The organism is Mannheimia indoligenes, from assembly GCF_036880405.1.
Classification (GTDB): Bacteria; Pseudomonadota; Gammaproteobacteria; order Enterobacterales; family Pasteurellaceae; genus Mannheimia; species Mannheimia indoligenes.
Map to the genome: position 1 here is coordinate 296,975 of NZ_JBAJJM010000007.1, position 25,916 is coordinate 322,890.

A 25,916-nucleotide genomic window follows, 5' to 3' on the forward strand; every position below is an offset into this window, starting at 1 on the left:
AATATTTGGCATATCACAGTATATGCCAAATATTTCTTCCTGAATTTATCTAAAACTCTAGAAAATAATAACACTTAATTGTCAATATTATATGGAAAGCACTTTTAACACCCCAACATTTATTGAATTATTTCCAAACGAGAAAAGATTTACAAAGCTATTAAGAGAATATTTACGTTATCATCTGCATAAAATATGGTGTTCTTCTCAATGCTATGAGTTAAATAACTATCTTACTAATAATCCTTTATGGGCTGCATTATTCAAACAAAATTTATATCGCTTTAATACGTTACTCGAAACCTATTGTGATAAGAAATTCAATAAGAAAGAACGATTAAATGCAATTATCACTCACTTTAATTGTGCAGAAAAACTATTTGGAGCTGCTTATTGCAATCAGTTAGTAAAAGATAGAGAAATATGTTTAATTAAACTAAGTGATGAATTAAGCCTCTACCTCAGTATTAACCAAATAGATCCGCAAGAAGGTTTTTTCTCACTCAATATTCAAAATAACGACAAAAAACATATTTACGATGCCTCTTTTACCCTTTTAAGTAAAAATCAGTTATTGATTTCATCTATTCAAGGACCCAATACTGAACTCTCTCAGTTATTAATTAAATCTGCAACTAAACAATTATATGGTGTTCGCCCAATGTTTATGTTAGTAAATATATTTAAGCTAATAGCTCAATATTTTAATTTAGAACTTTTAGGCATTCATCATAAAAACCAAGCAAAATATCGCTGGAATGATCACTCTAAATTATTATTTAATTACAATCTATTTTGGCAAGAAAATGGAGGGACATTAAATTCTAATAATTATTGGCGATTACCTACCATACTTGAGAAAAAAGAATTAAGCTCAATTCCGAGTAAAAAACGCTCTATGTATAAAAAACGCTATGAACTATTTGAAAAGATAGAACAAGAACTGAAAGAGCGATGGTAAGCAAATAAAATATTACATAATTTTCAATAAAATTATCCTACTTATTTTTATAAGAATAAAACCTTGAATAAATTCAAGGTTTTATTTTAAAAGAGCAAAAATAATATAAAAAATAACCGCTTGTATTAAATTATTCTACCATTTTAGTTACATACAACGTAATCCCATCAACGCGTTGAACCTGTACTTTATCGCCTAAATTAAGTCCTGTTCCCATCACTCGCCAAGTCGTATCGCCGAACTTACCTCTGGCAATGCCATTTTCCAAAATTTCAACAATAGCACCTTGCATACCCACCATTGATTGCTCTCTTGAATTAAGCGATGTTGATTTATCGTCTTGTTTATCTTTAGTATGTTGATACTTCCACCAAATCAAGCTAAAGACAATAGCAAGAATGGCAAAACCAGCAATTTGGATACTCACAGATAAATCAGGCAATAGCCAGACCAGCACTGCTAGTAAAATAGCGGAAAATCCCCACCACATAATCAATACGCCTGGAATAATTAATTCTAAAGCAAGCAATACAAAGCCTAAAATTAACCAACTACTCCAGTTAAATAGCCAATCCATATTTTCTCCTTGCTAAAAGCAGAACTACTTACCGCTATTCTTAGTGCCTTTTAATAATTCAGCAATACCTGCAACAGAACCGATTAAGTTGCCCGCTTCAAGAGGCATTAACACCACTTTACTGTTTTCTGCCGAACCAATATCTTTTAATGCATCAGTGTATTTTTGAGCAATGAAATAATTAATTGCGGTAGTATCCCCTTTTGCAATAGCGTCAGATACCATTTGAGTTGCTTTTGCCTCCGCTTCCGCTGCACGTTCACGAGCTTCCGCTTGTAAGAATGCTTCTTGACGCTCCCCTTCGGCTTTTAAAATACGAGATTGCTTTTCACCTTCTGCACGTAGAATTTCAGCTTGTCGGATACCTTCTGCTTCTAAAATATCTGCACGTTTATTGCGTTCAGCTTTCATTTGAGCATTCATCGCAGCTACTAATTCTTTTGGTGGGCGAACATCACGAATTTCAATTCTAGTTACTTTTACGCCCCAAATATTGGTTGCTTCATCAACAATCGAGAGCAAGCGACTATTAATGACATCACGTTGTGAAAGCATATCATCTAAATCCATCGAACCTAACACAGTACGCATATTTGTCATTGTTAAATTTACAATCGCCTGTTCTAAATTATTCACTTCATAAGCTGCCCGGCGAGCGTCAATAGTTTGAACAAAGCAGACTGCATCAATAGACACACTGGCATTATCACGAGAAATAACTTCTTGCGATGGAATATCTAATACCTGTTCCATCATATTGATTTTTCGTCCAACTCTATCAATAAAAGGTAAAACAATATTTAGTCCCGGTGTGAGGGTTTTGGTATAACGCCCGAAACGTTCGATTGTCCAATGATAACCTTGTGGCACAATTTTGATGGTTGAACTTAATGCTACCAGCACCAATATTGCAAATGTAGCACCTAAAATCGGTAAATCAAATTCCATCTTTTTCTCCTTTAAATGAACAATTAAATTTCAATAGGTAGTTGCCAATTAATTGGGGATATTTCTTTTGAAATCAAGTAATTATTTGCTTTTGAGAAATGTTTACAGCCAAAAAATCCACGATAAGCCGACAATGGCGATGGGTGCGGAGAAGCTAACACACAATGTCGATTACGATCGATAAACTGCCCTTTTCTCTGAGCGTGGCTACCCCAAAGTAAGAACACCAAATTCTCTCGATGTTCATTTAATTGTGCAATAACTTTATCGGTAAAAATCTCCCAGCCAATTTGTGAATGTGAGCCTGCTCTACCTTGCTCAACGGTTAAACTTGTGTTTAACATAAAAACGCCTTGTTTTGCCCAATCAATTAAATAACCGTGATGCGGAATCTGAAATCCTTCAATATCTTCGGATAATTCCTTATACATATTCAACAAAGATGGGGGAGGAGCAACAGGAGGTTTAACTGAAAAGGCTAATCCGTGTGCTTGATTTGGTCCGTGATAAGGATCTTGTCCTAGAATCACCACCTTCACATTGCTAAATTCTGTTAAAGCAAAAGCACTAAATACCTCATTTTGTGGCGGATATATTACTTTGCCTGATAACCGCTCATTATGTACATATTGCAAAATCTGTTGAAAATAATCTTTTTGCTTTTCTTCGCCTAAGGCTTCTGTCCAAGTTTTCATAAAAACACCCAATTATGATTAAATTTCATTCAAATAGAATACTGTAAGCTAAAAATGGTTAAATTTTTATCGCTTTTTATCTAAAAACAGGTACAATAATTTCAAATAAATTTGAATATTTAAACTTTTTTCGTAATTTTCAATTTCACTCTTTATAGGAGAACTTAAAATGATTAAAGGTGTACAAATCACTGAGTCAGCAAACAGCAACTTATTAAACTCTTTTTGGTTATTAGATGAAGCTAAAAATGAAGCTCGTTGCTTAGCAGCTAAAGCGGGTTACCAAGAAGATCAAATCGTTGCTATCAGTGAATTGGGCGACATTGCATACCGCGAAGTACCAGTAAATGTTGCTCCAACTATCAAAGTGGAAGGTGGTCAGCACTTAAACGTGAATGTTTTACGCCGTGAAACATTAGAAGATGCAATCAAAAACCCGGAGAAATATCCACAATTAACCATTCGTGTTTCAGGTTATGCAGTGCGTTTCAACTCATTAACTCCTGAACAACAACGTGATGTTATTACTCGTACTTTTACTGAAAGTCTATAATAACAGTTTTTAATGCGAAGAAGCACCCATATTGGGTGCTTTTTTATTGCTTATTAGCGAATAACAAGCGGTCAAAATACTGTTTAAATTTACAAAAAATTTAAATAAAGTATTGACACTGTTTTTTTACACAGTAAAATACCCTGTATAAAAAGACAGATAGAGGATCTCACAATGGCTTCATTAAAACAAATTTCAACACAAACGGTATCTCATCAACCGATTCCGCTTTATCGGGATTTTAACAGTAGCCGTTCTGTAAAACTTGATCTTAATTCACTTTGTATTAAACGCCCAACGGATACGTTTTTCATTCACGTTAAAAACCCTAACTTAATTGCGTGGGGAATCGAACTTGATGATCTGCTGATTGTAGAAAATACCGACCACTATTTAGTGAATGATTTATTGGTATTAGAAAAAAATGGCGAATATAAATTCTATCAATTCTTTAGTGAGCTTGAAAATGCACAAGGCGTGAATGAAAAAATTCTATTTTCATTAGATGTAAGCGAACCAAACTTAAGAATTACTGATTGGAATGAAGTCAAAATTTCCGGCGTGATTACAAACGTAGTACATCAAATGCGTACTCGTGGAGCATTTACACAAAGTAAGCAACGAGTGGCATAATAGAAATAAAAAATAAGGGCACTAGTCCCCTTATTCATTCTTTAAATTACTCGGCGAGATTGAGTGTAAGTTCTTGACCAATAGCTTTCTGATAATGAACTAGTAGTTACACCACGACTTGAACTTGCGTGAACAAATTTACCGTTACCGATATAAACACCTACGTGGTTGTTTTTACGGAAGAAAACTAAATCGCCCGGGCGTAAATCTGATTTTGAAATAGAGCGTCCAATATAGCGTTGTTCTGCAGTTGAGCGAGGCATATCTCTATTAAATGCTTTCTCCATCACTTCACGCACGAAAGCAGAACAGTCAATACCGGCTTTAGTTGTACCGCCCATTCGATAGCGTGTACCAACCCAGTTGCGATAAACACTATTAATACGATTACTGCTACTCGCAGTTTGTTCTGCACGTGAAGAATGTTGAGGACGATTTGTTGAGATAGAAGATTTAGATAATCTTTCTGCTTTACTTGCAATGATTTGATTAGGTGTTGCTGGTTTTGTACTTAAACTCGCAACAGCAATGGAAGAATAACTACCAAAAACAGCCAAAATGGAAGTAATGAATAACGGTTTTAGGGTTACTACAAAAAGATTTTTTTTCATAATTAATATCTCGTCTCGCCAGAACAATTACAGCGGTTTATTCCTTAAATTACGATCTTTAGAAGATCAAAAAACATACAAAACAAAAGTCTGGATCGCTCCAGACCAACATCTCGGACCAGTATAACCTATTTTAGTTCTAATGTGCGAAGGAATTTTATTTCATCTGCCCAAATTTCAGGCAATATTGTTTCTAAAATAAGCGGAATACGGTCAAAATTTGAACTCTGCATAATAAATGTAAAAACTTCTGTACCAATTGTGCCTTCTCTTAGCGTATGGTGTCTATCTACACGGCTACCTAATGGCGTTTTTGAACCATTTAAGTGCATCCCTTTTAAATAATGGAAACCAACCGTTTGATTAAAGTCATTAAATACTGCTTCGCTTTTTTCATAGGAGCTAATATCGTAACCAGCCGAGAATAAATGACAAGTATCCAAACATACACCAACTCGATTTTTATCTTCTACTTGCTCAATAATTTTTGCTAAATGGTCAAAATGCCAACCTAAATTAGAGCCTTGTCCTGCCGTATTTTCAATAACTGCTATCACATTTGGCACTGCTTCAACTGCCATATTGATAGATTCTGCAATTCGAGACAAACAATCTTGTTCAGAAATTTTCTTTAAGTGCGATCCGGGATGGAAATTCAACAATTTCAAGCCAAGCTGATTAGCCCTACTCATCTCATCAATAAACGCAGTGCGAGATTTTGCTAACGCTTCTGCTTCTGGGTTACCTAAATTAATTAAATAACTATCGTGTGGCAAAATTTGCTCTGCTGAAAAATGATGTGCTGCACAAAATCGCTTAAATTTTTCAATAGTATCGCCTTTTAATGGCGGAGCTTGCCATTGACGTTGATTTTTAGTAAACAACGCAAAAGCATTTGCTCCAATTTCTACCGAACGCAGAACCGCATTTTCCACACCACCCGAAGCACTCACGTGAGCCCCAATATATTTCATTCTGTCCTCTCTGATGTTCTGTTATACTAACACTACTTTTATTTACCTATTTCACATTATATGAGCGAAACAACTATTAACGATTTTTCACTGCTTTGCCGTCTATTTGGCAATTTATTTTACCGTAACCCAACAGATCCGATTCTAGCCGGTACATTTAATTGGCTTGCACAAGGCGGATTACGACAACATTGGGCATTAAGCACAGATGCACAAAGCGAGAATGCGTTGAATATTTTGCAAAAGAGTGCTAACCCTACGCAATTAGAAGCAAGCTATCAAGCACTTTTTGCAGAAAATGGGGCTATTGCTACAACAATTTCTACCTATGGTTTATCTGTTGAGGATTTTGTAACATTCCGCCAAGAGCGAGCAATGCCCGCATTAGAGAATGCAGATCACGTTGCATTATTACTTTTAACCGCCTCGTGGATTGAAGACAATCTTGACTCTACACTTGCACAAAAAACACTATTTGAGCGTTTTTTGCTCCCTTGTGCCAGTCAATTTTTAGGTAAAGTAGAAGCCTTTGATAGTGGTTTTTATAAAGCTCTGGCTCAATTAACCCGTGATGCCTTAAGTGCTATGGCTGATGAGCTTGAAGAAAGCGAGCAAGAAGCAGTAGAATAAACAACCAATTCAACTAAGTGAATTTGGATATGAGGACTTGGATATGAAAATAGCAAAATTAGGTTTAACCCTTTCGCTTTCATTCATTTTAACCGCCTGTGCCTTAACGCCTGAACAACAAGCGGAACGCCGAGCGAAACAAGTAAGAGCGGAACAAGATTTGCAAGTACAACTGGCAAAACAATGCGATGTTGAAGCCGCAGAATTAATGCACCAACAATTTAATCCGCCGCTTAGTCAAACAGAGAAAGAAGAAGCTGCATTTAAAAAGCGTTATGCAGAAAAAGTTAATGACCCAATGTTTCAAGCCTGTTATAAAATGGCGTGGCAAAACTACAAATCTCAGTTAGAACTGGAAGAAATGCGTTGGAATTACGAGAGGGAAATGTATTGGGGCGGTTGGGATAGCTGGCGTTATTGCTATTATTGTTGGTAATAAATACAAGCGGTCATTTTTCTTCGATTTTTTGTAAAAAACTTGAGAAAAATAACCGCTTGTTAAAGCCAAATTCTTATTTTGCGTTTTGCTTCGCCCAATCTAAGAAACGTTTTTGGGTTTCTTTATCCGCTTTTTGGAATAAAAGTTGTAATTCAGCATCTGAAACTTTATTCGTATCGACAATAATTTGTCCTTTTGCCTCAAACGGTGCTGTCGCAAATTTTTCAACAGACGCAACATTCTTAGCTAAATTATATTTACTCAAGTTTTCTTCCACACGCGTACTCGCTAAAAAACCTTCGCCTTTTAAGAAATCTTGCTTGTGAGCAATCACTTTTCCTGAATCGGTTTTAATCGTTACCGTTTGGTTTTCTTTAAATTTACGCAGATCTAATTTTGATTTTAATCTCGGAGTTTCTAATTTGGCATTTTCCGCTGTGCCTTGAAAGGTCAAGATCATTTGATCGGAATTAAAGTAATCGCCATCAATTGTTCCACCAACTTCCACAACAACTTGATGAGTTTTATTTTCACTGATTTGCACAGAAGTTGTTCCTTTTTTTACTCGCTGTCCATCAAAAGCTAAAATTTCTACCATTGATGAGGAACTTAATGTACCGGCAACGCTTAGAGAACTTACAACTAACGCTGCCGCCGTTAATACCATTTTGGTTAATTTCATTTAAAACCCCTAAAATAATTTACGAAACAAAAAGATTTTGCTTATCCTATGCTAATTTGAATGAAAATAGCAATGTTTTATTTGATTTGTTACCGAATTTGCTTATTATAAGCGTAATTTATTTAACTGGAACAAACTATGAGTGATGAGCAGCAAAATATAAATACAACTGAAAAATCGGAGAAAAAATCCATTTTACACTCTCTATTTAGTGGGCTTTTTCAAAATGAGCCTAAAAACCGTGAAGATTTGGTTGAGGTCATTCGAGATTCTGTTGAGAATGAACTGATTGATAGCGACACCAGAGAAATGCTTGAAGGGGTAATGGAAATCTCTGAATTACGGGTTCGGGATATTATGATTCCTCGTTCACAAATTGTATTTATTGATGCTAATGAACCACTGGAAATTTTTATTGATGTGATTGTGGAATCCGCCCACTCACGTTTTCCTGTTATTCGTGGCGAGAAAGATACCATTGAAGGCATTCTGCATTCAAAAGATTTGCTCAAATATTTACGTTCTGATTCTGAGCCATTTAATCTGCAAGAAATTCTACGCCCAGCCGTAATTGTGCCGGAAAGTAAGCGATTAGACAGAATGTTAAAAGAATTCCGTTCCGAGCGTTTTCATATGGCAGTCGTAGTTGATGAATTTGGGGCTGTATCCGGTTTAGTTACTATTGAAGATATTCTTGAACAAATTGTTGGGGATATTGATGATGAGTTTGATGAAGAAGAAGTGAAGCCGATTCGCCAGCTTTCGAGACATACTTATGCTGTATTACCACTTACTGATATTAAAAAATTCAATGAGTTTTTTGCAACCAACTTCAATGATGAAGAGGTTGATACCATTGGTGGGCTGATAATGAAAGCATTTGGTTACTTCCCAAAACGTGGCGAACAAATTGAACTGGAAGGCATTGGTTTTAAAGTAACTTCTGCTAATAGTCGCCAGTTAATTCAACTGCGAGTAACGCTTTCTGATGAACAATTAGAAAAAATGGAACAACACTCGCAAAGCGAAGAAGAATAAATTTTTTAATTATCTAAAAGGCACGTTTAGGCGTGCCTCTCTTATTTAGTGAGAACTATGAATTTTGCAAAAAATCCACCAATTATAACCGCTTGTATTGCTACTCTACTGCTAGGTGCCATTGGCACTTTCGCTTACTCTCCGTTTGGTATTTGGCTTCTCGCCTTTATCTCCTGTGCAGGCTTAATTTGGGCGGCAACACTTGAGCAGAGAAAAACCGCATTGTGGGCAACATTCGCTTGGTCTATAGGCTATTTCTGCACAGGCGTGAACTGGGTATCGGTCAGTATGACTCAATTCGGTGGAGTACCTGTAGTCGTTAGTTATATCGCTGTTTTTCTACTTGCTTGTTATTTAGCCATTTATAACTTGCTCTTTAGCGTTCTCTCACGCAAATTCAGGCTGAATAACCCGTTTGCTCTCGCAGCAATTTTCACCTTTAGCGAATATTTGCGTGGCGTGGTATTTACAGGTTTCCCTTGGCTACAATTTGGTTATAGCTTAATTGATAGCCCTTTTTCTGGTATCGCTCCAATTTTTGGGGTAGAAGGATTAACTTTCTTTGTAGTAGTAGCGAGTGGCTATTTAGTCAAACTGCTGAAGCAAGAAAGCAAACCACTCAAATCACTCACATTACTAGCGGTCATTTTTTCGTTAAGTTTTGCAACCCGCTTACTTAACTTTGTGCAAATTGATGAAGAAAAACAACCGCTTGTAGTAAGCCTTGTGCAAGGAAATATTGAGCAGAAAATGAAATGGGATCCTCAGCATTTCAATTTTAGTGTAAAAACCTACGAGCAACTCATTCTGCCTTATTTAGGTAAAACCGATGTAATTATTTTGCCTGAATCTGCAATCCCTGCTCTTGAAAATCAAATTGGCGGCATTTTAGGTGCTTTAGATAATCTCTCTCGCCAAACCGGTAGTGAAATTATTATCGGCACGCTCTATGAAAATGAGAAAGCGGAATTGTTTAATAGCACAGTGCTGTTAGGGCAAGACAAGCCTTACAATTTACACCTCAGCAAGCGTTATAACAAACATCATCTAGTACCATTTGGTGAATATGTGCCCTTTGGCTCGGTATTGGATTGGATGCGAGAAGTCTTTATTCTACCTATTAATCTTTCTCAAGGCAGCTTTATTCAAAGCCCAATGATGGCAAAAAACAACCGTTTTAATCTGGCAATTTGCTATGAAATTATTTTTGGCGATCAGGTGCAACAAAACCAAAAAAGTCAAAATGCGGATTATCTCTTAACCATTACTAATGATGCGTGGTTTGGCTCAAGTATTGGTCCGTGGCAACATTTCCAAATGGCAAGAATGCGAGCGTTAGAACTTGGCAAACCCCTTGTACGAGCAGCAAATACCGGGATCACTGCTATTGTGGATGCAAATGGAAAAGTTATTCAGCAACTGCCTCAATTTACCACAGAGGTGCTGACCGCTACCCTCAAGCCAACCAAAGGCGATACACCTTTCAAACAATTTGGCTCTTGGCTGATTTATGGATTGAGTTTAATCTGTTTAATCATTAGCTTCTTGATTAGAAGAAGATAAAAAAATCCCCTTAGCATTTCGTTCTAAGGGGATTTTTTAATTTGTTAGCCTAACATTTTTAATAGGTTAGCCATTTCGATCGCAACCATCGCACACTCTTCGCCTTTATTACCGGCTTTAGTGCCTGAACGCTCAATCGCCTGCTCTAGGTTTTCTACGGTTAAAATACCATTGATAATCGGCACACCGGTTTCTAATGCAGAACTACTAATGCCTTTTGCTGATTCATTTACCACCACATCATAATGGCTGGTTGCTCCACGCACCACCGCACCTAAACAGATAATCGCATCATATTTCCCACTTTGTGCCATTTTTTTTGCTGCAATTGAGATTTCTAATGCACCCGGTACCCAAACAGTATCAATATTTTCTGCTTCCACTCCGTGACGAAGCAATTTATCAGTTGCACCGTTGAGCAGTTGATCAATAAAGATTTTATGCCAGTTCGTTGCCACAATACCGAATTTTAAACCTGTCGCAATATAATTACCTTGAAATGTTGCCATTTTTGTTTTCCTTCTTTAAAAATAAATTTGATATTTGAATTAAGCACTACAAGCGGTCATTTTTCACTAAATGTTTGCAAATTACCCTTGTACCAGAGAATTTCATTAAAAATTAAACATATGTCGCATTTTGTGCTGTTTAACTTTGAGGTATTCCAAATCGTGTTCGTTTGGCTCAACCATAATTGGCTCACGAGCGACCACATTTAAACCTTGCTCAATAAGTCCTTCAATTTTTGCAGGATTATTAGTGAGCAAACGAATAGACTTCACACCGAGCTTTTCAAACATTTGAGCCGCAATGTAATATTCACGCTCATCATCCTTAAAGCCTAGTGCAAGATTAGCTTCAACAGTATCCATTCCTCTATCTTGCAATTCATAAGCACGTAGTTTGTTGATTAAGCCAATGCCTCGTCCTTCTTGGCGTAAATAAAGTACGACACCTCTGCCCTCTGCTTCAACTTGGCTCATTGCCGCAGCAAATTGTTGCCCACAATCGCAACGTTGAGAACCAAACGCATCACCTGTTAAACATTCTGAATGAATACGACATAACACATTTTCGCCATCGCCAATATCGCCTTTTACCAGTGCAACGTGCTCTTTGCCAGATAAAGTTTCAACAAAGCTATGTGCTTTAAATTCACCATATTTAGTCGGCATATTCACAACCGATACTACATCAACCAGGCTATCGTGTTTTCTACGATACTCTTGCAGCTGCTGAATGGTAATAAACGGCATATTATGCTCTTTCGCAAAGGCTTGAAGTTCAGGCATTTGCATCATCGTGCCGTCTTCTGCCATAATTTCACAGCAAAGTCCTGCCGGTTTTAAACCTGCAAGACGAGCCAAATCCACCGTAGCTTCGGTATGACCATTACGCACCAACACCCCACCATCTTTTGCCACTAAGGGAAAAACGTGCCCCGGGCGGCGGAAATCTTCTGCTTTTGCGTTCTCATCTAATATTTTCATACAAGTGAGAGAACGCTCAAAAGCCGAAATGCCAGTGCCCGTCTCAATATGATCGACAGAAACGGTAAACGCTGTTTGATGATTATCTTTATTTACGACCACCATCGGGTGAAAATCCAATCGCTCCGCAATGTCGGTAGAAATAGGTGTACAAATTAAACCTTTGCCATATTTCGCCATAAAATTGATATTTTCCGGTGTGGCAAATTCTGCTGCACAGATGAAATCGCCCTCGTTTTCACGATCCGCATCATCACTGACTAAAATAATTTTACCTGCGGCAATCGCTTGAATAGCTTCTTCTACAGTTGAAAATTTAAACATTATTTATCCTTTTAAAATCCTGCATTTTTTAGAAAATCGACCGTAAGTTTACTCGGTGGGTTTTCAGGTTCTTTTTTCAATAAAAACTGTTCGATATATTTACCGACAATATCGTTTTCTAAATTCACAAGGCTACCGATTTTTTTCGAGCCTAAATTTGTTTCTTTGATCGTATGCGGAATAATCGATACACGAAATGATTCGTCATTCACATCAACTACGGTTAAGCTAATGCCATCAATAGTAATTGAGCCTTTCTCAATGATATAACGCAATAGTTTCGGCGAAGCATTGATACGATACCAAGTGGCATTATCCGCAGGGGTAATTTCAGCAACGGTACCTGTTCCGTCAATATGACCTGATACAATATGCCCTCCGAAACGTCCATTTGCCGCCATTGCTCGCTCTAAATTAACCGGACTGTTTAGGCTCAATTCGCCAAGTGAGGTGCGTTTTAGGGTTTCCGACATCACATCTGCGGTAAATTGCTCTTTCGTGAAAGAAGTTACCGTTAAACAAACACCATTTACCGCAATGCTATCGCCTAATTGCACATCAGTAAGCACTTTTTTAGCTTTGACAGTAACAACCGCAAATTCGCCTTGCTTTTTGATTTGTGCGATTTGACCGACTTCTTCGATAATACCTGTGAACATTTATTTTCCTTGCTTCACTTCATAATCTAATAAAATATCTTCACCGATCAGCTCGGTAGATTTCAGTTTTAATTTGACCGCTTGGGCTAACTCGCCTATTCCCTCTCCGCTGATTGGGGTTTTAGCATTTTGTCCACCCACCAATTTGGGGGCGATATAGCAATGCACTCTGTTTACACAACCTGATTTTAATGCACTGAAATTCAGATTTGAGCCGCCCTCAATTAACAAACTATCAATTTGCATTTCGCCTAGTTTTTGCAAAAGATCGAGCAAATCTACCCGCTTGTTATCCGCTTTTGTTACAACAATTTCCACACCAAATTGTTGATAGGCTTCGTGGGCTTTCGTGTCATCATTTAATGTTGCAATAACGGTGCGATATTCTTTTGCTGTTTGCACTAATTTGCAATCTAGTGGCGTTCTTAACTGACTATCACAAACAATTCTCACGGGCTGCTTGGCATTCGGCATTCGGCTATTGAGCATTGGATCATCAGATAATACTGTTTCAACACCGACCATAATTGAGCTGTATTGATGGCGGGTTTCTTGTACTTTTGCCCGAGCTTGTTCGCCCGTAATCCATTTTGATTCGCCTGTACTTGTGGCTATTTTCCCGTCTGCTGTCATTGCATATTTAAGCAATACATAAGGACGTTTGGTTTGAATATAATGAAAAAAAATCGGATTTAACTCATCACATTCTGCCCGCATAAAATCTGCAACGACCTCTACCCCAGCTGCTCTAAGCTGCTCTGCTCCTTTACCTGAAACAAGTGGATTTGGATCACGAGAGCCGATGAACACTTTCTTAATTCCTCGCTCAATCAATAAGTTAGAACAAGGCGGCGTTCGTCCATAATGGCAGCAAGGCTCAAGCGTAACGTAAGCAGTAGCTCCTACCAAATCCTGCTCGGAGCGTAAAATCGCATTACGTTCGGCGTGCCATTCTCCGTATTTTTCGTGGTAACCTTCAGCGACAATTTCGCCGTCTTTTACAATTACACAACCTACTAAAGGGTTCGGATTTGTCCAACCTTTTGCTTTCTTGGCAAGTTCAATGGCATAAGCCATATATTGAGCATCTTTCATACAAATTTTTGATAAATTGAGGGCGTGATGAAAAGATTATTTTCAATACAAGCGGTGAAATTTTAGGAAAATTTTGCAATTCCGCTTGTAGTTAAAATAATGAAGCCTTGAAATCTTACGATCTCAAGGCTTGCAAAAAAGGAATGAAAAACAACCGCTTGCACAGTGCTTTCAATATGATAACCTCTTCTTCCATCCAGACTATACTGTCGGTACCGGAGTTTCACCGGTTCCTGCCAAACCTTTTTCGTTTCGCTCGCGGACTTTACCGCCGATCGGGAATTTCACCCTGCCCTGAAGATTAAAATTGGTGAGAATTCTGCTCGCATTCTAAGTTTATGTCAAGCAAGAAATTGAGCAAATTGCTCTGGTTTTAACGATTGATTAAATCGTCATCATCTACTGTTTAAGCCTATTGAGTTTTTTTAATATAAATCAAATTTTCCCTTGTTTTTCCCAAATTCGTCCTCATAATGGGATAACGATATTTTAGATAGAGAGAGCAAATTTATGGCACCAAGAAAAAAGAAAGCAATTGAATTACCACTACTTCCATTGCGTGATGTGGTGGTGTTCCCATATATGGTTATGCCGTTATTTGTAGGTCGTGAAAAATCAATTCAAGCCCTACGTTCGGCGATGGATTCAAACAAACAACTGTTTTTAGTTACTCAACAAGACCCGAATAAAGAAGAACCAAGCAAAGACGATATGTATTCTGTTGGTGTAACAGCTAACATCATTCAAATGTTAAACTTGCCGGATGGCACAGTAAAAGTGCTGGTTGAAGGTCAAACTCGTGCAAAAATCGAGCAAATTCACGATGATGAAAACGGCTTCTGGGCGGCAATTCAGCCTATTTATTCTGAATATAATGAAGAAAATGAAGAATTAAAAACTATTGCTAAAACAACTTTAACCGAATTTGAAAATTACGTTAAAAATAATAAGAAAATTCCAGCGGAAATTATTCCTAAACTGCAAAAAATTACGCTTGAAGATCGCTTAGCAGATACGATTGCCTCTAACTTAATTGCTCCGGTAAAGAAAAAACAGGAACTGCTAGAGCAACCGAATCTCATTGCTCGTTTTGAAGCCTTATTAATTGCGATGGCAACGGAAATGGATACCCTTGAAACAGAAACTCGTATCCGTAACCGTGTGAAGCAACAAATGGAGAAAAACCAGCGTGATTACTATCTCAATGAGCAAATCAAAGCCATTCAGAAAGAATTAGGCAATGGTGATGATGTTGAGCAAAGTGAGTTAGATAAGCTCAAAGAGAAAATTGATGCATCTAAATTACCAACAGATGTAAAAGAGAAGTTGGATAATGAATTTAAAAAGCTAAAAGCAATGCCGCAAAGCTCGTCAGAAGCAACGGTTGTGCGTACTTATATCGACTGGATTTTACAAATGCCTTGGCATAAAAAATCAGCGGTGAAGAAAGATTTAGCTAAAGCACAGGAAGTTCTGGATAAAGACCACTACGGTTTAGAACGAGTGAAAGATCGTATTGTGGAATATCTTGCGGTACAAAGCCGTTTAAATAAATTGAAAGGTCCAATCCTCTGCTTAGTTGGTCCTCCGGGTGTTGGTAAAACCTCACTAGGGCAATCTATTGCCAATGCAACAGGACGTAAATATGTACGTATGGCGTTAGGTGGTGTACGTGATGAGGCGGAAATTCGTGGTCATCGTCGTACTTACATTGGATCAATGCCGGGTTCTCTAATGATGAAAATGGCGAAAGTTGGCGTTCGTAACCCACTGTTTTTATTAGATGAAATCGACAAAATGGCTCAAGATATGCGTGGCGATCCGGCTTCAGCGTTGCTTGAAGTATTAGACCCGGAGCAAAATAAAGCCTTTAACGACCACTATTTAGAAGTAGATTACGATTTATCTGATGTAATGTTTGTGGCAACCTCAAACTCAATGAACATTCCACCGGCATTGCTAGATCGTATGGAAGTCATTCGTCTTTCAGGCTATACCGAAGATGAAAAAATGCACATTGCTCGCGATCATTTACTAGCTAAACAGCAAGAAAATAATGGATTACAAGAAGGCGAACTCACAGTGGAAGATGGTGCAATTTTAAGCATTATCCGCTACTACACCCGTGAAGCCGGTGTGCGTGGGCTTGAACGAGAAATTGCTAAAATCTGCCGTAAAGCCGTAAAAGCTTTAGTGCTAGATAAAAAATTGAAATCGATCACGGTTTCTGAGAGCAATATTGAAGACTATTTAGGTGTAAAACGCTTTGACTACGGCAAAATGGATAGCCAAAACCGCATTGGGGAAGTAACAGGTTTGGCGTGGACAGAAGTGGGCGGCGATTTATTAACCATTGAAACTGCCTCTGTGGCGGGTAAGGGTAAATTCTCTTACACGGGTTCATTAGGCGATGTGATGAAAGAATCTATCCAAGCGGCAATGGTTGTAGTTCGCTCTCGTGCAGATAAATTGGGTATTGCGGCAGACTTCCACGAAAAACGTGATATCCACGTTCACGTACCCGATGGAGCAACACCAAAAGATGGTCCAAGTGCCGGTATTGCAATGTGTACCGCATTAATTTCAAGCTTAACAGGCAACCCGGTGCGTAAAGAAGTTGCAATGACAGGTGAGATCAGCCTACGTGGAAAAGTATTGCCAATCGGCGGCTTAAAAGAGAAACTGCTAGCCGCTCATCGTGGCGGTATTACAACTGTGATTATTCCGAAAGAGAATGAAAAAGACTTGGAGGAAATTCCGGAAAATGCCAAAGCAGCATTACATATTCACGCCGTAGAGACGATTGATGAAGTGCTTGCAATTGCTCTTGAAAACCCACCGATGGGAATTGAAGCATTGCCAAAAGCAGAAATTAAGGTGAAAAAACCACGTGCAAAAGCAACGGTTCAATAATAGTAATAAAGGTGCAGTAATGCACCTTTATTTTTTGGATACAAGCGGTCTAATTTTTTACTAATTTTGTAAATTTTTATAAAAATATGACCGCTTGTTGTTATGCTGTTTTAGACAATAACGCCCAAAATGCGTTGATAATCGGTTCTTGTAACCGCCTTTGCTGAACACAAACACCCAGCTCAAATGGCGTAATCGGCGAGGGTAAATTTAAATATGAAACTTGGTTATTCATTGGGCTATGTTTGATAACCACATCAGGCAATAACGCCACACCAAAACCAAGTGCAACCATTGGTAATATTGCCTCGTGCCCTGTTACTGTGGCATAAATTCTCGGCTCTTTGATTTTCTGCTCTTTAAACCAACGGTCAATACGCTTTCTCACCGGACCATTCACCGGCAAAATAAAAGGCACATTTTTCCAATCTATCGGCGATTGTTGTAAGAGCTGTGTTGCTTGGCAGGCAACGCGAGGAGCAATAATTGAAAGCTCAATATCATCAATGTAGTGAAAAATAATATTATTCGGTAGAAGTTCCGGTTTTCCTGCGATGGCAATATCCGCAGTAAGAGATTGCACTTCGTGCAGGGCTTGTGCCGGGTCGCCTGTGGTTAGCTTAATATCTACCTTTGGATACTTCTGTCTAAAACGAGATAAGATCGGTGGTAAATGGCTATAAGAGGCTGTTACAGAACAAAACACTTTCAACTCGCCTTCTAACTCGCCTTGTGTAGGCGAAATTTGACTTTGAAGTTGCTGCCATTGTACCCAACCTTGCTGAGCAAATTCTAAGAACTTTTCCCCTGCTTCGGTAAGATGAACCTGTCTATTATCCCGCAAAAATAACGGCTGCCCCACCTCTTCTTCCATACGCTGAATATGGCGGGTAAGGGTTGAAGCCGTCATATAATTTTTTTCCGCACTACGAATAAAACTTCGAGTTTGGACAATATCCAGGAACAGTTTTAGGCTTTGGAATTCCATATTATTTTAGCCATTCTGGTTTAATATCAGCAACATTTAGTTCATTTACGCTCTTTTTAAAATGAAGAATATGTGTTTCTGCCTGATTATTAGGATGCCAATGTATAAAATTTTGTTCATCACTACTATAAAACGTAATGATTTTTTTATGAAGCCCTGCTGCAATATGCACTGTTGAAGTATCAGGGGAGATTAATAAATCAGCAAAACGAATTAGCTCAATTGAGTCAAAAACTGTTTTTGTTTTTTCATATACAAATACATTCTTATACTGTTTTGCTAAATTGGCTAATTTTTCTGTAACTCCAGGAAAAGTAAGCAATATGATAGGTTTATGGCTATTTTGTGTTAAGTAATTTAATAAGTTACTTATCTGCTCATCACTGAATTTCCTTGCCGAACCGGCACCAAAAAGGTTTAAGGCAATATAATTATTTATCTGATACTCAGATAAATAATCTGTTACAGATCGCTGACTAACTTTATTTACAGGAACATCATAGTTGGTATTAATATGATTAAATCCAACTAAAGATAAAGCATCTCGGTAAATTTCAGAAAAATGCTGTTTTTTATCAGCCACATTTAAATCAAATAAATGATAATTTTGCTTTTGATACCCCACATAATGCTTAGCTGAAATAGTCCGTAAGAAGAGTAAATCTCGATTGCGTAAAGTTACTGTTGGGTCAATCACAACATCATATTGCTCTTTGGCTAACTCTCTACCACAACGAATATAATCAGGAATACTTTTAGTCTTAACAAAATAAAGACTATCGATGTAAGGATTATTCTCAAATAAATAGTGATTTTTTCGTGAACAAACAACTCCTATTTTTGTATGCGGAGAGTGCTTTTTAATTTCACGGAAAACAAATGAACTGACAATATAATCACCAATTTTTCCATCGTGGCGAAGAAATAAGATTTTCTCAGGAACTTTCTGTAAGCTTGGGTTAGTATTTTTTCTATCTAAAAGTGATTTACCGATAGCCAATCTTACTTTTCTTAACGTTGCTTTAATACTCATTTTTACATACTATAATAATTACATACTATTAGCCTTATTATAGAGATGAAATCTTTAGTTATAAAACTTTTTGGTACAAAAAAACATAAAAAAGTCTTCGATTTTACTCAAATTAAATCGGTGTTACTCAAACCTATTGGCGATGCTATCGGTGATGCAGTGGTTCATATCGCACACTTAGAGCAAATCAAGCAGGCTCTTCCTGATGTCAAAATTGCTGTTTTAGTTACAAAGCGTAATCAACAACTTTTTTCTCAGGCTAGTGTAGTGGACGCCATCTTGAAAGATAAACCCTCTACTTATTTATCACAACGTAATAAATGGGATCTTTATTTAGATTTTCAGCCTACTTTCACAACCAAGAGTATTGTTTTAGATAAAATATTAAACCCTAAATTTATTATCAACTTTGGAAAAAAGCAAAAGCAAGTTTACAATTTAGACTCTGTAAAAAATTATGATTTCACTACAGAATTTCCAAATCACGTTCATTTTGCTGATTATTTAAATTACTCTGTTTTTTCTTCTTTTTTAGAAAAAAACCAAATCAATTATAATTTAGATATACCATACGAAAAGCACAATAGCATTGAAGCAGTATGGCATCAATCAAAAATCAAGTTACTACTCAATCCGCAAGGTAGTATGCGAGAGATTCCAACTGAAGAACTATCTACTTTATTATCAATGATTGATAGTAAATATTGGGAAAATATTAGTTGTGTACTGACTAATACAACAAACAGTGAAAAATATTTAGCTAAACTTAAAACCCCATTTCCAGTAAGCTTAGCTCCCCAAAACGATATTTTAGGCTATTGTGCATTAGTTAATTCAGCTGATCTTGTCATTGCGGTCGATGGCGGAGGTGTGCATATTTCTTGTGCATTAGGTAAAAGGCTACTTTCCTTCTATGCTAATCATACAACTAATATCGCACGCTGGTATCCTAAACCTAAAAAAGGGATTGAAACTTTTATGGTCGTGTCAAACAAATGGACGGAAAATAATAATGACACATCAGATTTTCCTCTAGTAGAAGCTGCTAAATGGTTAAATAGCCAATTTGCAAAACTTTCAGAAAAATAAACCGCTTGTAATCTAAAAAAACAAAACCCCACATAACAGTGGGGTTTGTAATAATTAATAAATTATTTTGAGCTTGGAATGCTGAAACGTTTGTTAAAGCGTTCAACACGACCACCAGTATCAACAACACGTTGTTTACCGGTGTAGAACGGGTGGCAGTTACCACATACGTCTAAGTTTAAATCTTTACCTACTGTTGAGCGGGTTTTAACTACATTACCACAAGAGCAAGTTGCAGTAATTTCTTTATATTCTGGGTGAATACCTTGTTTCATTGGAGAACCTCTAACGAGACCATATCGCCACTTGCCGAGCCTTCCGTTTTGGGGCTGTGCCGAACAAGTACCATATGTGATTAATAAAATGTTGAGTATAACTCAACGCCAAAAAGAGTGCGTATTTTAGAGAAATTTCCAGCCAAGATCAACTATTAATCGTTGCTATTTTATAAACTATCCGACAGAACGATATCGAAAGTAATCTATTAAATCCCTACAGATTATGTGAGCTAGATCACACTTTTCATTTACTTTTTTGAGATTTTATAAAAAAATAGTGTAAAATCGAACTCTATCCCTTTCTTTTATATAACATTCTTCGACTAGGAGTAACACAATGGCAGAACGTAAAGTGCTAGCAAATGCAATTCGTTTTTTAAGTATGGACGCTGTGCAAAAAGCTAATTCAGGGCACCCGGGAGCCCCTATGGGTATGGCTGATATTGCAGAGGTTTTATGGCGTGATTTTTTAAAGCACAACCCAACCAATCCAAAATGGGCTGATCGCGACCGCTTTGTTCTGTCAAACGGGCACGGTTCAATGTTAATTTATAGTTTGTTACATTTAACCGGTTACGATCTTTCTATCGAAGATTTAAAACAATTCCGTCAATTACACTCTAAGACACCGGGACACCCTGAATATGGTTATGCACCTGGCGTTGAGACCACAACAGGTCCTTTAGGTCAAGGCATTACTAACGCTGTAGGTATGGCAATTGCAGAAAAAACACTTGCCGCACAATTTAACCGTGAAGGTCATAACATTGTTGATCACTACACCTATGCATTTTTAGGTGATGGTTGCTTAATGGAAGGTATTTCTCACGAAGCTTGCTCGTTAGCTGGTACATTAGGTTTAGGTAAATTAATTGCGTTCTATGATGACAACAATATTTCTATCGATGGGCACGTTGATGGTTGGTTTACTGATGATACAGCACAACGCTTTGAAGCTTACGGTTGGCAAGTAATTCGCAATGTTGATGGACACGATGCAGAACAAATCAAATTTGCGATTGAAAATGCACAAGCTGAAACTGAACGCCCTACCCTAATCATCTGTAAAACAATTATCGGTTACGGCTCACCAAATAAATCAGCTTCTCACGATTGCCACGGTGCACCACTAGGTAATGATGAAATCGCCTTAACTCGCCAAGCTCTTAACTGGGAATATGCACCATTTGAAATTCCGGCGGAAATCTATTCAGAGTGGGACGCAAAAGCGAAAGGCACACTCGCAGAAAAAGATTGGAATGCAAAATTTGCCGCTTATGAAGCTGCATATCCAGAACTAGCTGCGGAATTTAAACGCCGCTATGCTGGTGAATTACCGGCAAACTGGGAAGCAGAAAGCAAAGCATTTATTGAGAAGCTACAAGCAAATCCGGCAAATATCGCAAGCCGTAAAGCATCTCAAAATGCGATTGAAGCCTATGCACCAACATTACCTGAATTTTTAGGTGGTTCAGCAGACCTCGCAGGTTCTAACTTAACCTTATGGTCCGGCTCAAAACCAATCCGAGCAGATCACAATGTAGATGGTAACTACATCAACTACGGTGTACGTGAGTTTGGTATGTCTGCGATTATGAACGGTATTGCCCTACACGGCGGATTTATTCCTTACGGTGCAACATTCTTAATGTTCTATGAATACGCTCACAATGCTGTGCGTATGGCGGCATTAATGAAACAACGTGTATTATACGTTTATACTCACGACTCAATTGGTTTAGGTGAAGATGGTCCTACACACCAACCTATAGAACAAACTGCTTCATTACGCCTGATTCCAAACTTAGAAACGTGGAGACCAGCAGACCAAGTAGAATCTGCAATCGCGTGGAAAGCTGCTGTTGAACGTAAAGATGGTCCTTCAGCATTGATCTTTACTCGCCAAAACCTTGCACAACAAGAGCGTACTGCAGAACAATTAGCAAATGTAGCTCGTGGTGGCTATATCTTGCGTGATTGCTGTGAAAAAGGTACTTGCCCGGATTTAATCCTAATCGCAACAGGCTCTGAAGTTGATTTAGCAATGAAAGCCGCAGATGTATTAGATGGCGAAGGTGTGAAAGTTCGCGTTGTTTCAATGCCAAGCACCAATGTGTTTGACAAACAAGATGAAGCATACCGTGAGTCTGTATTACCACGTTCAGTAACAAAACGTGTTGCAATTGAAGCTCAAATTGCAGACTTCTGGTATAAATACGTTGGCTTTGAAGGTCGAGTTGTAGGTATGAATAGCTTCGGCGAATCAGCACCGGCTGACCAATTATTCAAACTCTTCGGCTTTACTGTTGAAAACGTAGTTGCAAAAGCGAAAGAGATTTTATAATCCTTACATCGTATAAAAGCGGGATAAATTCCCGCTTTTTTGTACTTGTTATAGGCAAACAAGCGGTCAATTTTTGATAATTTTTTGCATAAATGACTAATATGCTGATAATTTGCAAAATGTTTATAAAATTTGACCGCTTGTTTATTAAAACTAAGGATTAATTCTTAATAATTCTATACGATATAACACAGGCTTTTTAGCTTTACTTCCCTCTTCTTGGTAGCCTAAATGTTTAGGAATATTAAATTCATAAACTGAGCCTACCGGCATCAGCATCAAACTTTGTTGAAGTCCCGGAAACATATCTCGCACAGGTAAAATTACAGGAACATTATTTAGCGTGCCTTCAAATAACTCGCCTTTCTCGTTATAAGATTTAAAACGGATTTCCACATCATCATTGATGCTCGGCTTTTTGCCATTGCTTGCTTTAATCACTTTATATTGCAAGCCTTGTTCCGTAGTTTGATAACTTTGATTAGCCAAAACGGCAGCAGGTAAACTCACTCCGCCAATTAATAATGCTAAACTAAAAGTATAAAATGATTTCATCATTTTCATCTGATTCCTCTCTTGTGATAAAAAAGCATTTAGTTGCCAGTTGTAGATTAGACAACAATTTTTTGTTTTTGATCATTTAATTCAAATTTTTAATTAAATCTATTTGCTATTTCTACCCATTTTAGGCATATTTAGACTTAATTAAATTTATGTTTAGCATAGGAAATTTTTATGAATCAGCCATATTCAAGCATACACCACAATATTCAAATGTTAGGGGAGTTTTTAGGCGAAACTATTCGTGATGCACAAGGCGACTATATTCTTGATTTAATTGAGAGTATTCGCGTTTTATCCAGAAACTCACGTTCCGGTGATGAAACTGCCCGTAATCAATTATTAGATAAATTAGCCAACATTTCTAACAATGATGTTCTGCCTGTTGCTCGTGCATTTAGCCATTTTTTAAACTTAACGAATATTGCCGAACAGCATCAAACTATTTCTCGCCACCATACGAATACATCATTGGGTAGTCGTTCTCTAGATTCACTTTTTCTTCGTTTAAAATCACAAAATATTCCTGTTGAAAAAGTGATTAAAACGGTTGAAAGCCTAATGATTGATTTAGTGCTAACAGCTCATCCTACGGAAGTAACTCGCCGTTCACTTGGACACAAACACGTTGAAATCAATAAATGTTTAGATCTTTTAGAACATAATGACTTAACTGAAGCAGAAAGTTATAAAATCAAACGCCGTTTAATGCAGCTGATTGCTCTAGCTTGGCACACCAATGAAATTAGAACTCAACGCCCAACACCTGTTGATGAAGCCAAAGGCGGTATGGCAGTCATTGAAAACAGCTTGTGGACTGCTGTGCCTGAGTTCTGCCGCCAACTCAATTTCTATTTAGAAAAACACTTTGGAGTACAATATCCTGTTAGCCTTGCTCCTGTTCGTTTTTCTTCTTGGATGGGTGGCGATCGTGATGGTAATCCGTTTGTAACCGCTGAAACCACTCGCCGTGTATTAAGAATGAATCGTTGGAAAGCGGCTGAGTTATTCTTGGAAGATATTAAACAGCTCACCGAAGAGCTCTCTATTACACAATGTACACCAGACTTTCGTGCAAAATATGGCGAGCATTTAGAGCCTTATCGTGTGGTACTGAAAGCATTACGTCAGAAATTGGCTAATACCGAAATTTACTATGCAGAGCTCTTAGAAGATAAAATCTCAACTATTGATGAAGCTGAAATTTTAACTTCAGATGAGCAACTCTGGCAGCCTCTATTTGACTGTTATGAATCCTTACAAGCTTGTGGTATGCGAATTATCGCAAATGGTGCATTACTTGATTGCTTACGCCGAGTCAGATGCTTTGGTTTAGGATTATCACGCTTAGATATTCGCCAAGAAAGTACTCGCCACGAAATGGCGATTGCAGAAATCACTCGCTATATCGGCTTAGGCGATTATTCTCATTGGACAGAAGATGATAAACAAGCCTTCTTAGTGCGTGAGCTTACCTCTCGCCGCCCATTAATTCCACATAACTGGACACCAAGCCCTGAAACCAAAGAGGTGCTAGATACTTGTAAAATCGTAGCAGAGCAACCTGAAGGCGTAATTTCTGCTTATGTGATTTCAATGGCTCGTGAAGCCTCAGACGTTCTAGCGGTGCATTTATTGCTCAAAGAAGCCGGTTGCAAATTCACTATTCCTGTTGCACCACTATTTGAAACTCTCGGCGATTTAGATCACAGTGAAAAAGTGATGACCGATTTATTTAATATCGGCTGGTATCGTGGCATTATCAATAATTACCAGATGATTATGATTGGCTATTCCGATTCTGCCAAAGACGCAGGAATGTTAGCCGCCGGCTGGGCACAATATCGAGCTCAAGAAGCGTTAGTCAATTTATGTGAAAAATACAATATTGAACTTACCCTGTTTCACGGGCGTGGTGGGACTATCGGACGTGGCGGAGCTCCGGCTCACGCTGCTTTACTCTCACAGCCCCCTCGTTCACTGAAAAATGGTTTACGAGTAACCGAACAAGGCGAAATGATCCGCTTTAAATTAGGATTACCGGCTGTGGCAGTAGAAAGTTTAGAACTTTACGCTAGTGCGATTTTAGAAGCGAATATTTTCCCTCCACCAGAGCCGAAACAAGAGTGGCGAGATGTATTAGCAAAAGGCTCGGAAATTTCCTGCCAAATTTACCGTGATATGGTACGTGGTGAAGCTGATTTCGTACCATATTTCAGAGCGGCAACGCCAGAGCAAGAGCTTTCTCGCTTACCGCTTGGCTCACGCCCGGCAAAACGCAATCCGAAAGGTGGCGTTGAGAGTTTAAGAGCTATCCCGTGGATTTTCGCTTGGATGCAAAACCGCCTAATGCTCCCTGCTTGGTTAGGTGCTGGGCAAGCATTGCAGCAACTCATTGACGAAGGCGATGAAAAACTATTAAAAGAAATGTGTAATGAATGGCCTTTCTTCTCAACACGTATTGGAATGCTTGAGATGGTATTTAGTAAAGCCGACGTTTGGTTGGCGGAATATTACGATCAACGTTTAGTTGATCCAAACTTGCACCGTTTAGGCAAAGCACTACGCACTCAATTACAAGCCGATCTCAAAACCGTACTCGCCCTTGCTCACGACGGTCAATTAATGGCCGATTTACCTTGGATTGCGGAATCTATTGCGCTACGTAACGTATATACAGATCCGCTTAACTTACTACAGGTGGAATTATTGCACCGCATTCGTAGTCAAGGCGAAAATGTTGATCCTGAACTTGAGCAAGCCCTGATGATTACCATCACAGGTATCGCAGCCGGTATGCGAAATACAGGCTAGTTATGTTACAAGCGGTTAAATTGA

25 protein-coding genes and 1 riboswitch are annotated in these 25,916 nt (G+C 38.1%); of the genes, 11 read left to right on the forward strand and 14 right to left on the reverse strand.

Annotation, left to right across the window (positions count from 1 at the left end; all coding sequences use genetic code 11):
• Positions 1-91: 91 nt before the first annotated feature.
• The gene (locus V6W77_RS06510; protein WP_334254148.1) at positions 92-961 is read left to right on the forward strand and encodes a VirK/YbjX family protein; all 870 of its coding nucleotides are present in this window, start codon (positions 92-94) and stop codon (positions 959-961) included.
• A 130-nt stretch (positions 962-1,091) separates the two neighbouring features.
• Here the strand turns inward: V6W77_RS06510 and V6W77_RS06515 are convergent, their stop codons facing one another.
• The 3 genes from V6W77_RS06515 to ung are packed head-to-tail and all read right to left on the reverse strand — an operon-like array spanning position 1,092 to position 3,181.
• Positions 1,092-1,538 carry an NfeD family protein gene (locus tag V6W77_RS06515; protein WP_334254149.1) on the reverse strand — a complete coding sequence of 149 codons (447 nt, stop codon included), beginning with the start codon at positions 1,536-1,538 and terminating at the stop codon, positions 1,092-1,094.
• A 24-nt stretch (positions 1,539-1,562) separates the two neighbouring features.
• Entirely contained in the window at positions 1,563-2,486 is a 924-nt protein-coding gene (locus V6W77_RS06520) for an SPFH domain-containing protein (protein WP_334254150.1), read from the reverse strand.
• 23 nt (positions 2,487-2,509) lie between these two features.
• The gene (ung, locus tag V6W77_RS06525; protein WP_025236276.1) at positions 2,510-3,181 is read right to left on the reverse strand and encodes a uracil-DNA glycosylase; all 672 of its coding nucleotides are present in this window, start codon (positions 3,179-3,181) and stop codon (positions 2,510-2,512) included.
• A 169-nt stretch (positions 3,182-3,350) separates the two neighbouring features.
• Between ung and grcA the strand changes: the two genes are divergently transcribed.
• Together grcA and V6W77_RS06535 are read left to right on the forward strand one after the other, a co-directional pair.
• A complete protein-coding gene (gene grcA, locus V6W77_RS06530) occupies positions 3,351-3,734 on the forward strand; it encodes an autonomous glycyl radical cofactor GrcA (RefSeq protein WP_025236277.1) in 384 nt (127 codons plus the stop codon).
• Positions 3,735-3,908: 174 nt separating this feature from the next.
• Complete coding sequence (locus V6W77_RS06535) at positions 3,909-4,367, forward strand: LexA family protein (protein WP_025342739.1); 459 nt, start codon at positions 3,909-3,911, stop codon at positions 4,365-4,367.
• Positions 4,368-4,408: 41 nt separating this feature from the next.
• On the opposite strand, the gene V6W77_RS06540 is transcribed toward V6W77_RS06535, so the two are convergent.
• Both V6W77_RS06540 and nfo read right to left on the reverse strand, forming a co-directional pair.
• A complete protein-coding gene (locus tag V6W77_RS06540; RefSeq protein ID WP_334254151.1) occupies positions 4,409-4,978 on the reverse strand; it encodes a C40 family peptidase in 570 nt (189 codons plus the stop codon).
• Positions 4,979-5,106: 128 nt separating this feature from the next.
• Positions 5,107-5,952 (reverse strand): deoxyribonuclease IV, encoded by an 846-nt coding sequence (nfo, locus tag V6W77_RS06545; protein ID WP_334254152.1) that lies wholly within the window; start codon positions 5,950-5,952, stop codon positions 5,107-5,109.
• Positions 5,953-6,012: 60 nt separating this feature from the next.
• Between nfo and V6W77_RS06550 the strand changes: the two genes are divergently transcribed.
• Positions 6,013-6,582, forward strand: coding sequence for a TorD/DmsD family molecular chaperone (locus V6W77_RS06550; RefSeq protein ID WP_334239028.1), 570 nt, complete (start codon positions 6,013-6,015; stop codon positions 6,580-6,582).
• A 43-nt stretch (positions 6,583-6,625) separates the two neighbouring features.
• Positions 6,626-7,018 (forward strand): hypothetical protein, encoded by a 393-nt coding sequence (locus V6W77_RS06555; protein WP_188156538.1) that lies wholly within the window; start codon positions 6,626-6,628, stop codon positions 7,016-7,018.
• A 76-nt stretch (positions 7,019-7,094) separates the two neighbouring features.
• Here the strand turns inward: V6W77_RS06555 and V6W77_RS06560 are convergent, their stop codons facing one another.
• Positions 7,095-7,703: a DUF2057 family protein gene (locus V6W77_RS06560; protein ID WP_334254153.1), complete on the reverse strand. Its 609-nt coding sequence runs from the start codon at positions 7,701-7,703 to the stop codon at positions 7,095-7,097.
• A gap of 138 nt (positions 7,704-7,841) precedes the next feature.
• Here V6W77_RS06560 and corC point away from each other — a divergent pair, with 138 nt between their 5' ends.
• Entirely contained in the window at positions 7,842-8,741 is a 900-nt protein-coding gene (corC, locus tag V6W77_RS06565; protein ID WP_025236296.1) for a CNNM family magnesium/cobalt transport protein CorC, read from the forward strand.
• A gap of 57 nt (positions 8,742-8,798) precedes the next feature.
• Positions 8,799-10,304, forward strand: a complete 1,506-nt coding sequence (gene lnt, locus V6W77_RS06570; protein ID WP_334254154.1) for an apolipoprotein N-acyltransferase — start codon at positions 8,799-8,801, stop codon at positions 10,302-10,304.
• A gap of 44 nt (positions 10,305-10,348) precedes the next feature.
• On the opposite strand, the gene ribH is transcribed toward lnt, so the two are convergent.
• The 4 genes from ribH to ribD all read right to left on the reverse strand — a co-directional run bounded on the left by ribH (position 10,349) and on the right by ribD (position 13,872).
• Entirely contained in the window at positions 10,349-10,813 is a 465-nt protein-coding gene (gene ribH, locus V6W77_RS06575; protein ID WP_025236298.1) for a 6,7-dimethyl-8-ribityllumazine synthase, read from the reverse strand.
• Positions 10,814-10,918: 105 nt separating this feature from the next.
• Positions 10,919-12,118 carry a bifunctional 3,4-dihydroxy-2-butanone-4-phosphate synthase/GTP cyclohydrolase II gene (locus tag V6W77_RS06580; protein ID WP_334248184.1) on the reverse strand — a complete coding sequence of 400 codons (1,200 nt, stop codon included), beginning with the start codon at positions 12,116-12,118 and terminating at the stop codon, positions 10,919-10,921.
• An 11-nt stretch (positions 12,119-12,129) separates the two neighbouring features.
• Positions 12,130-12,777: a riboflavin synthase gene (ribE, locus tag V6W77_RS06585; RefSeq protein WP_178217169.1), complete on the reverse strand. Its 648-nt coding sequence runs from the start codon at positions 12,775-12,777 to the stop codon at positions 12,130-12,132.
• Complete coding sequence (gene ribD / locus V6W77_RS06590; RefSeq protein WP_334254155.1) at positions 12,778-13,872, reverse strand: bifunctional diaminohydroxyphosphoribosylaminopyrimidine deaminase/5-amino-6-(5-phosphoribosylamino)uracil reductase RibD; 1,095 nt, start codon at positions 13,870-13,872, stop codon at positions 12,778-12,780.
• A 180-nt stretch (positions 13,873-14,052) separates the two neighbouring features.
• A riboswitch (FMN riboswitch) is annotated at positions 14,053-14,178 on the reverse strand.
• A 204-nt stretch (positions 14,179-14,382) separates the two neighbouring features.
• Between ribD and lon the strand changes: the two genes are divergently transcribed.
• On the forward strand, positions 14,383-16,785 hold the full coding sequence (lon, locus tag V6W77_RS06595; RefSeq protein WP_334254156.1) for an endopeptidase La: 2,403 nt from the start codon (positions 14,383-14,385) through the stop codon (positions 16,783-16,785).
• 100 nt (positions 16,786-16,885) lie between these two features.
• On the opposite strand, the gene ilvY is transcribed toward lon, so the two are convergent.
• On the reverse strand, positions 16,886-17,773 hold the full coding sequence (ilvY, locus tag V6W77_RS06600) for an HTH-type transcriptional activator IlvY (RefSeq protein ID WP_283385621.1): 888 nt from the start codon (positions 17,771-17,773) through the stop codon (positions 16,886-16,888).
• A gap of 1 nt (position 17,774) precedes the next feature.
• Positions 17,775-18,806, reverse strand: a complete 1,032-nt coding sequence (locus V6W77_RS06605) for a glycosyltransferase family 9 protein (protein ID WP_334254157.1) — start codon at positions 18,804-18,806, stop codon at positions 17,775-17,777.
• Positions 18,807-18,851: 45 nt separating this feature from the next.
• On the opposite strand from V6W77_RS06605, the gene V6W77_RS06610 reads away from it, so the two are divergent.
• Complete coding sequence (locus tag V6W77_RS06610) at positions 18,852-19,895, forward strand: glycosyltransferase family 9 protein (protein ID WP_334234009.1); 1,044 nt, start codon at positions 18,852-18,854, stop codon at positions 19,893-19,895.
• A gap of 62 nt (positions 19,896-19,957) precedes the next feature.
• Here the strand turns inward: V6W77_RS06610 and rpmE are convergent, their stop codons facing one another.
• On the reverse strand, positions 19,958-20,170 hold the full coding sequence (rpmE, locus tag V6W77_RS06615) for a 50S ribosomal protein L31 (protein WP_006249284.1): 213 nt from the start codon (positions 20,168-20,170) through the stop codon (positions 19,958-19,960).
• A 340-nt stretch (positions 20,171-20,510) separates the two neighbouring features.
• Here rpmE and tkt point away from each other — a divergent pair, with 340 nt between their 5' ends.
• Positions 20,511-22,517: a transketolase gene (tkt, locus tag V6W77_RS06620; protein WP_334254158.1), complete on the forward strand. Its 2,007-nt coding sequence runs from the start codon at positions 20,511-20,513 to the stop codon at positions 22,515-22,517.
• 153 nt (positions 22,518-22,670) lie between these two features.
• On the opposite strand, the gene V6W77_RS06625 is transcribed toward tkt, so the two are convergent.
• On the reverse strand, positions 22,671-23,075 hold the full coding sequence (locus V6W77_RS06625; RefSeq protein WP_334228933.1) for an FKBP-type peptidyl-prolyl cis-trans isomerase: 405 nt from the start codon (positions 23,073-23,075) through the stop codon (positions 22,671-22,673).
• Between the two features lie 177 nt (positions 23,076-23,252).
• On the opposite strand from V6W77_RS06625, the gene ppc reads away from it, so the two are divergent.
• Positions 23,253-25,892, forward strand: coding sequence for a phosphoenolpyruvate carboxylase (gene ppc, locus V6W77_RS06630; protein ID WP_334254159.1), 2,640 nt, complete (start codon positions 23,253-23,255; stop codon positions 25,890-25,892).
• Positions 25,893-25,916 lie beyond the last annotated feature (24 nt).

Bases quoted from the DNA above. Each gene is read 5' to 3' on its own strand.
- V6W77_RS06550 (WP_334239028.1), top strand. From the start codon at position 6,013: ATGAGCGAAACAACTATTAACGATTTTTCACTGCTTTGCCGTCTATTT.
- ribE (WP_178217169.1), bottom strand. From the start codon at position 12,777: ATGTTCACAGGTATTATCGAAGAAGTCGGTCAAATCGCACAAATCAAA.
- rpmE (WP_006249284.1), bottom strand. From the start codon at position 20,170: ATGAAACAAGGTATTCACCCAGAATATAAAGAAATTACTGCAACTTGC.
- V6W77_RS06510 (WP_334254148.1), top strand. From the start codon at position 92: ATGGAAAGCACTTTTAACACCCCAACATTTATTGAATTATTTCCAAAC.
- ribH (WP_025236298.1), bottom strand. From the start codon at position 10,813: ATGGCAACATTTCAAGGTAATTATATTGCGACAGGTTTAAAATTCGGT.
- V6W77_RS06580 (WP_334248184.1), bottom strand. From the start codon at position 12,118: ATGTTTAAATTTTCAACTGTAGAAGAAGCTATTCAAGCGATTGCCGCA.
- ribD (WP_334254155.1), bottom strand. From the start codon at position 13,872: ATGAAAGATGCTCAATATATGGCTTATGCCATTGAACTTGCCAAGAAA.
- V6W77_RS06625 (WP_334228933.1), bottom strand. From the start codon at position 23,075: ATGATGAAATCATTTTATACTTTTAGTTTAGCATTATTAATTGGCGGA.
- ilvY (WP_283385621.1), bottom strand. From the start codon at position 17,773: ATGGAATTCCAAAGCCTAAAACTGTTCCTGGATATTGTCCAAACTCGA.
- grcA (WP_025236277.1), top strand. From the start codon at position 3,351: ATGATTAAAGGTGTACAAATCACTGAGTCAGCAAACAGCAACTTATTA.
- lnt (WP_334254154.1), top strand. From the start codon at position 8,799: ATGAATTTTGCAAAAAATCCACCAATTATAACCGCTTGTATTGCTACT.
- V6W77_RS06605 (WP_334254157.1), bottom strand. From the start codon at position 18,806: ATGAGTATTAAAGCAACGTTAAGAAAAGTAAGATTGGCTATCGGTAAA.
- V6W77_RS06515 (WP_334254149.1), bottom strand. From the start codon at position 1,538: ATGGATTGGCTATTTAACTGGAGTAGTTGGTTAATTTTAGGCTTTGTA.
- V6W77_RS06555 (WP_188156538.1), top strand. From the start codon at position 6,626: ATGAAAATAGCAAAATTAGGTTTAACCCTTTCGCTTTCATTCATTTTA.
- corC (WP_025236296.1), top strand. From the start codon at position 7,842: ATGAGTGATGAGCAGCAAAATATAAATACAACTGAAAAATCGGAGAAA.
- V6W77_RS06520 (WP_334254150.1), bottom strand. From the start codon at position 2,486: ATGGAATTTGATTTACCGATTTTAGGTGCTACATTTGCAATATTGGTG.
- V6W77_RS06535 (WP_025342739.1), top strand. From the start codon at position 3,909: ATGGCTTCATTAAAACAAATTTCAACACAAACGGTATCTCATCAACCG.
- nfo (WP_334254152.1), bottom strand. From the start codon at position 5,952: ATGAAATATATTGGGGCTCACGTGAGTGCTTCGGGTGGTGTGGAAAAT.
- lon (WP_334254156.1), top strand. From the start codon at position 14,383: ATGGCACCAAGAAAAAAGAAAGCAATTGAATTACCACTACTTCCATTG.
- V6W77_RS06560 (WP_334254153.1), bottom strand. From the start codon at position 7,703: ATGAAATTAACCAAAATGGTATTAACGGCGGCAGCGTTAGTTGTAAGT.
- V6W77_RS06540 (WP_334254151.1), bottom strand. From the start codon at position 4,978: ATGAAAAAAAATCTTTTTGTAGTAACCCTAAAACCGTTATTCATTACT.
- ppc (WP_334254159.1), top strand. From the start codon at position 23,253: ATGAATCAGCCATATTCAAGCATACACCACAATATTCAAATGTTAGGG.
- ung (WP_025236276.1), bottom strand. From the start codon at position 3,181: ATGAAAACTTGGACAGAAGCCTTAGGCGAAGAAAAGCAAAAAGATTAT.
- V6W77_RS06610 (WP_334234009.1), top strand. From the start codon at position 18,852: ATGAAATCTTTAGTTATAAAACTTTTTGGTACAAAAAAACATAAAAAA.
- tkt (WP_334254158.1), top strand. From the start codon at position 20,511: ATGGCAGAACGTAAAGTGCTAGCAAATGCAATTCGTTTTTTAAGTATG.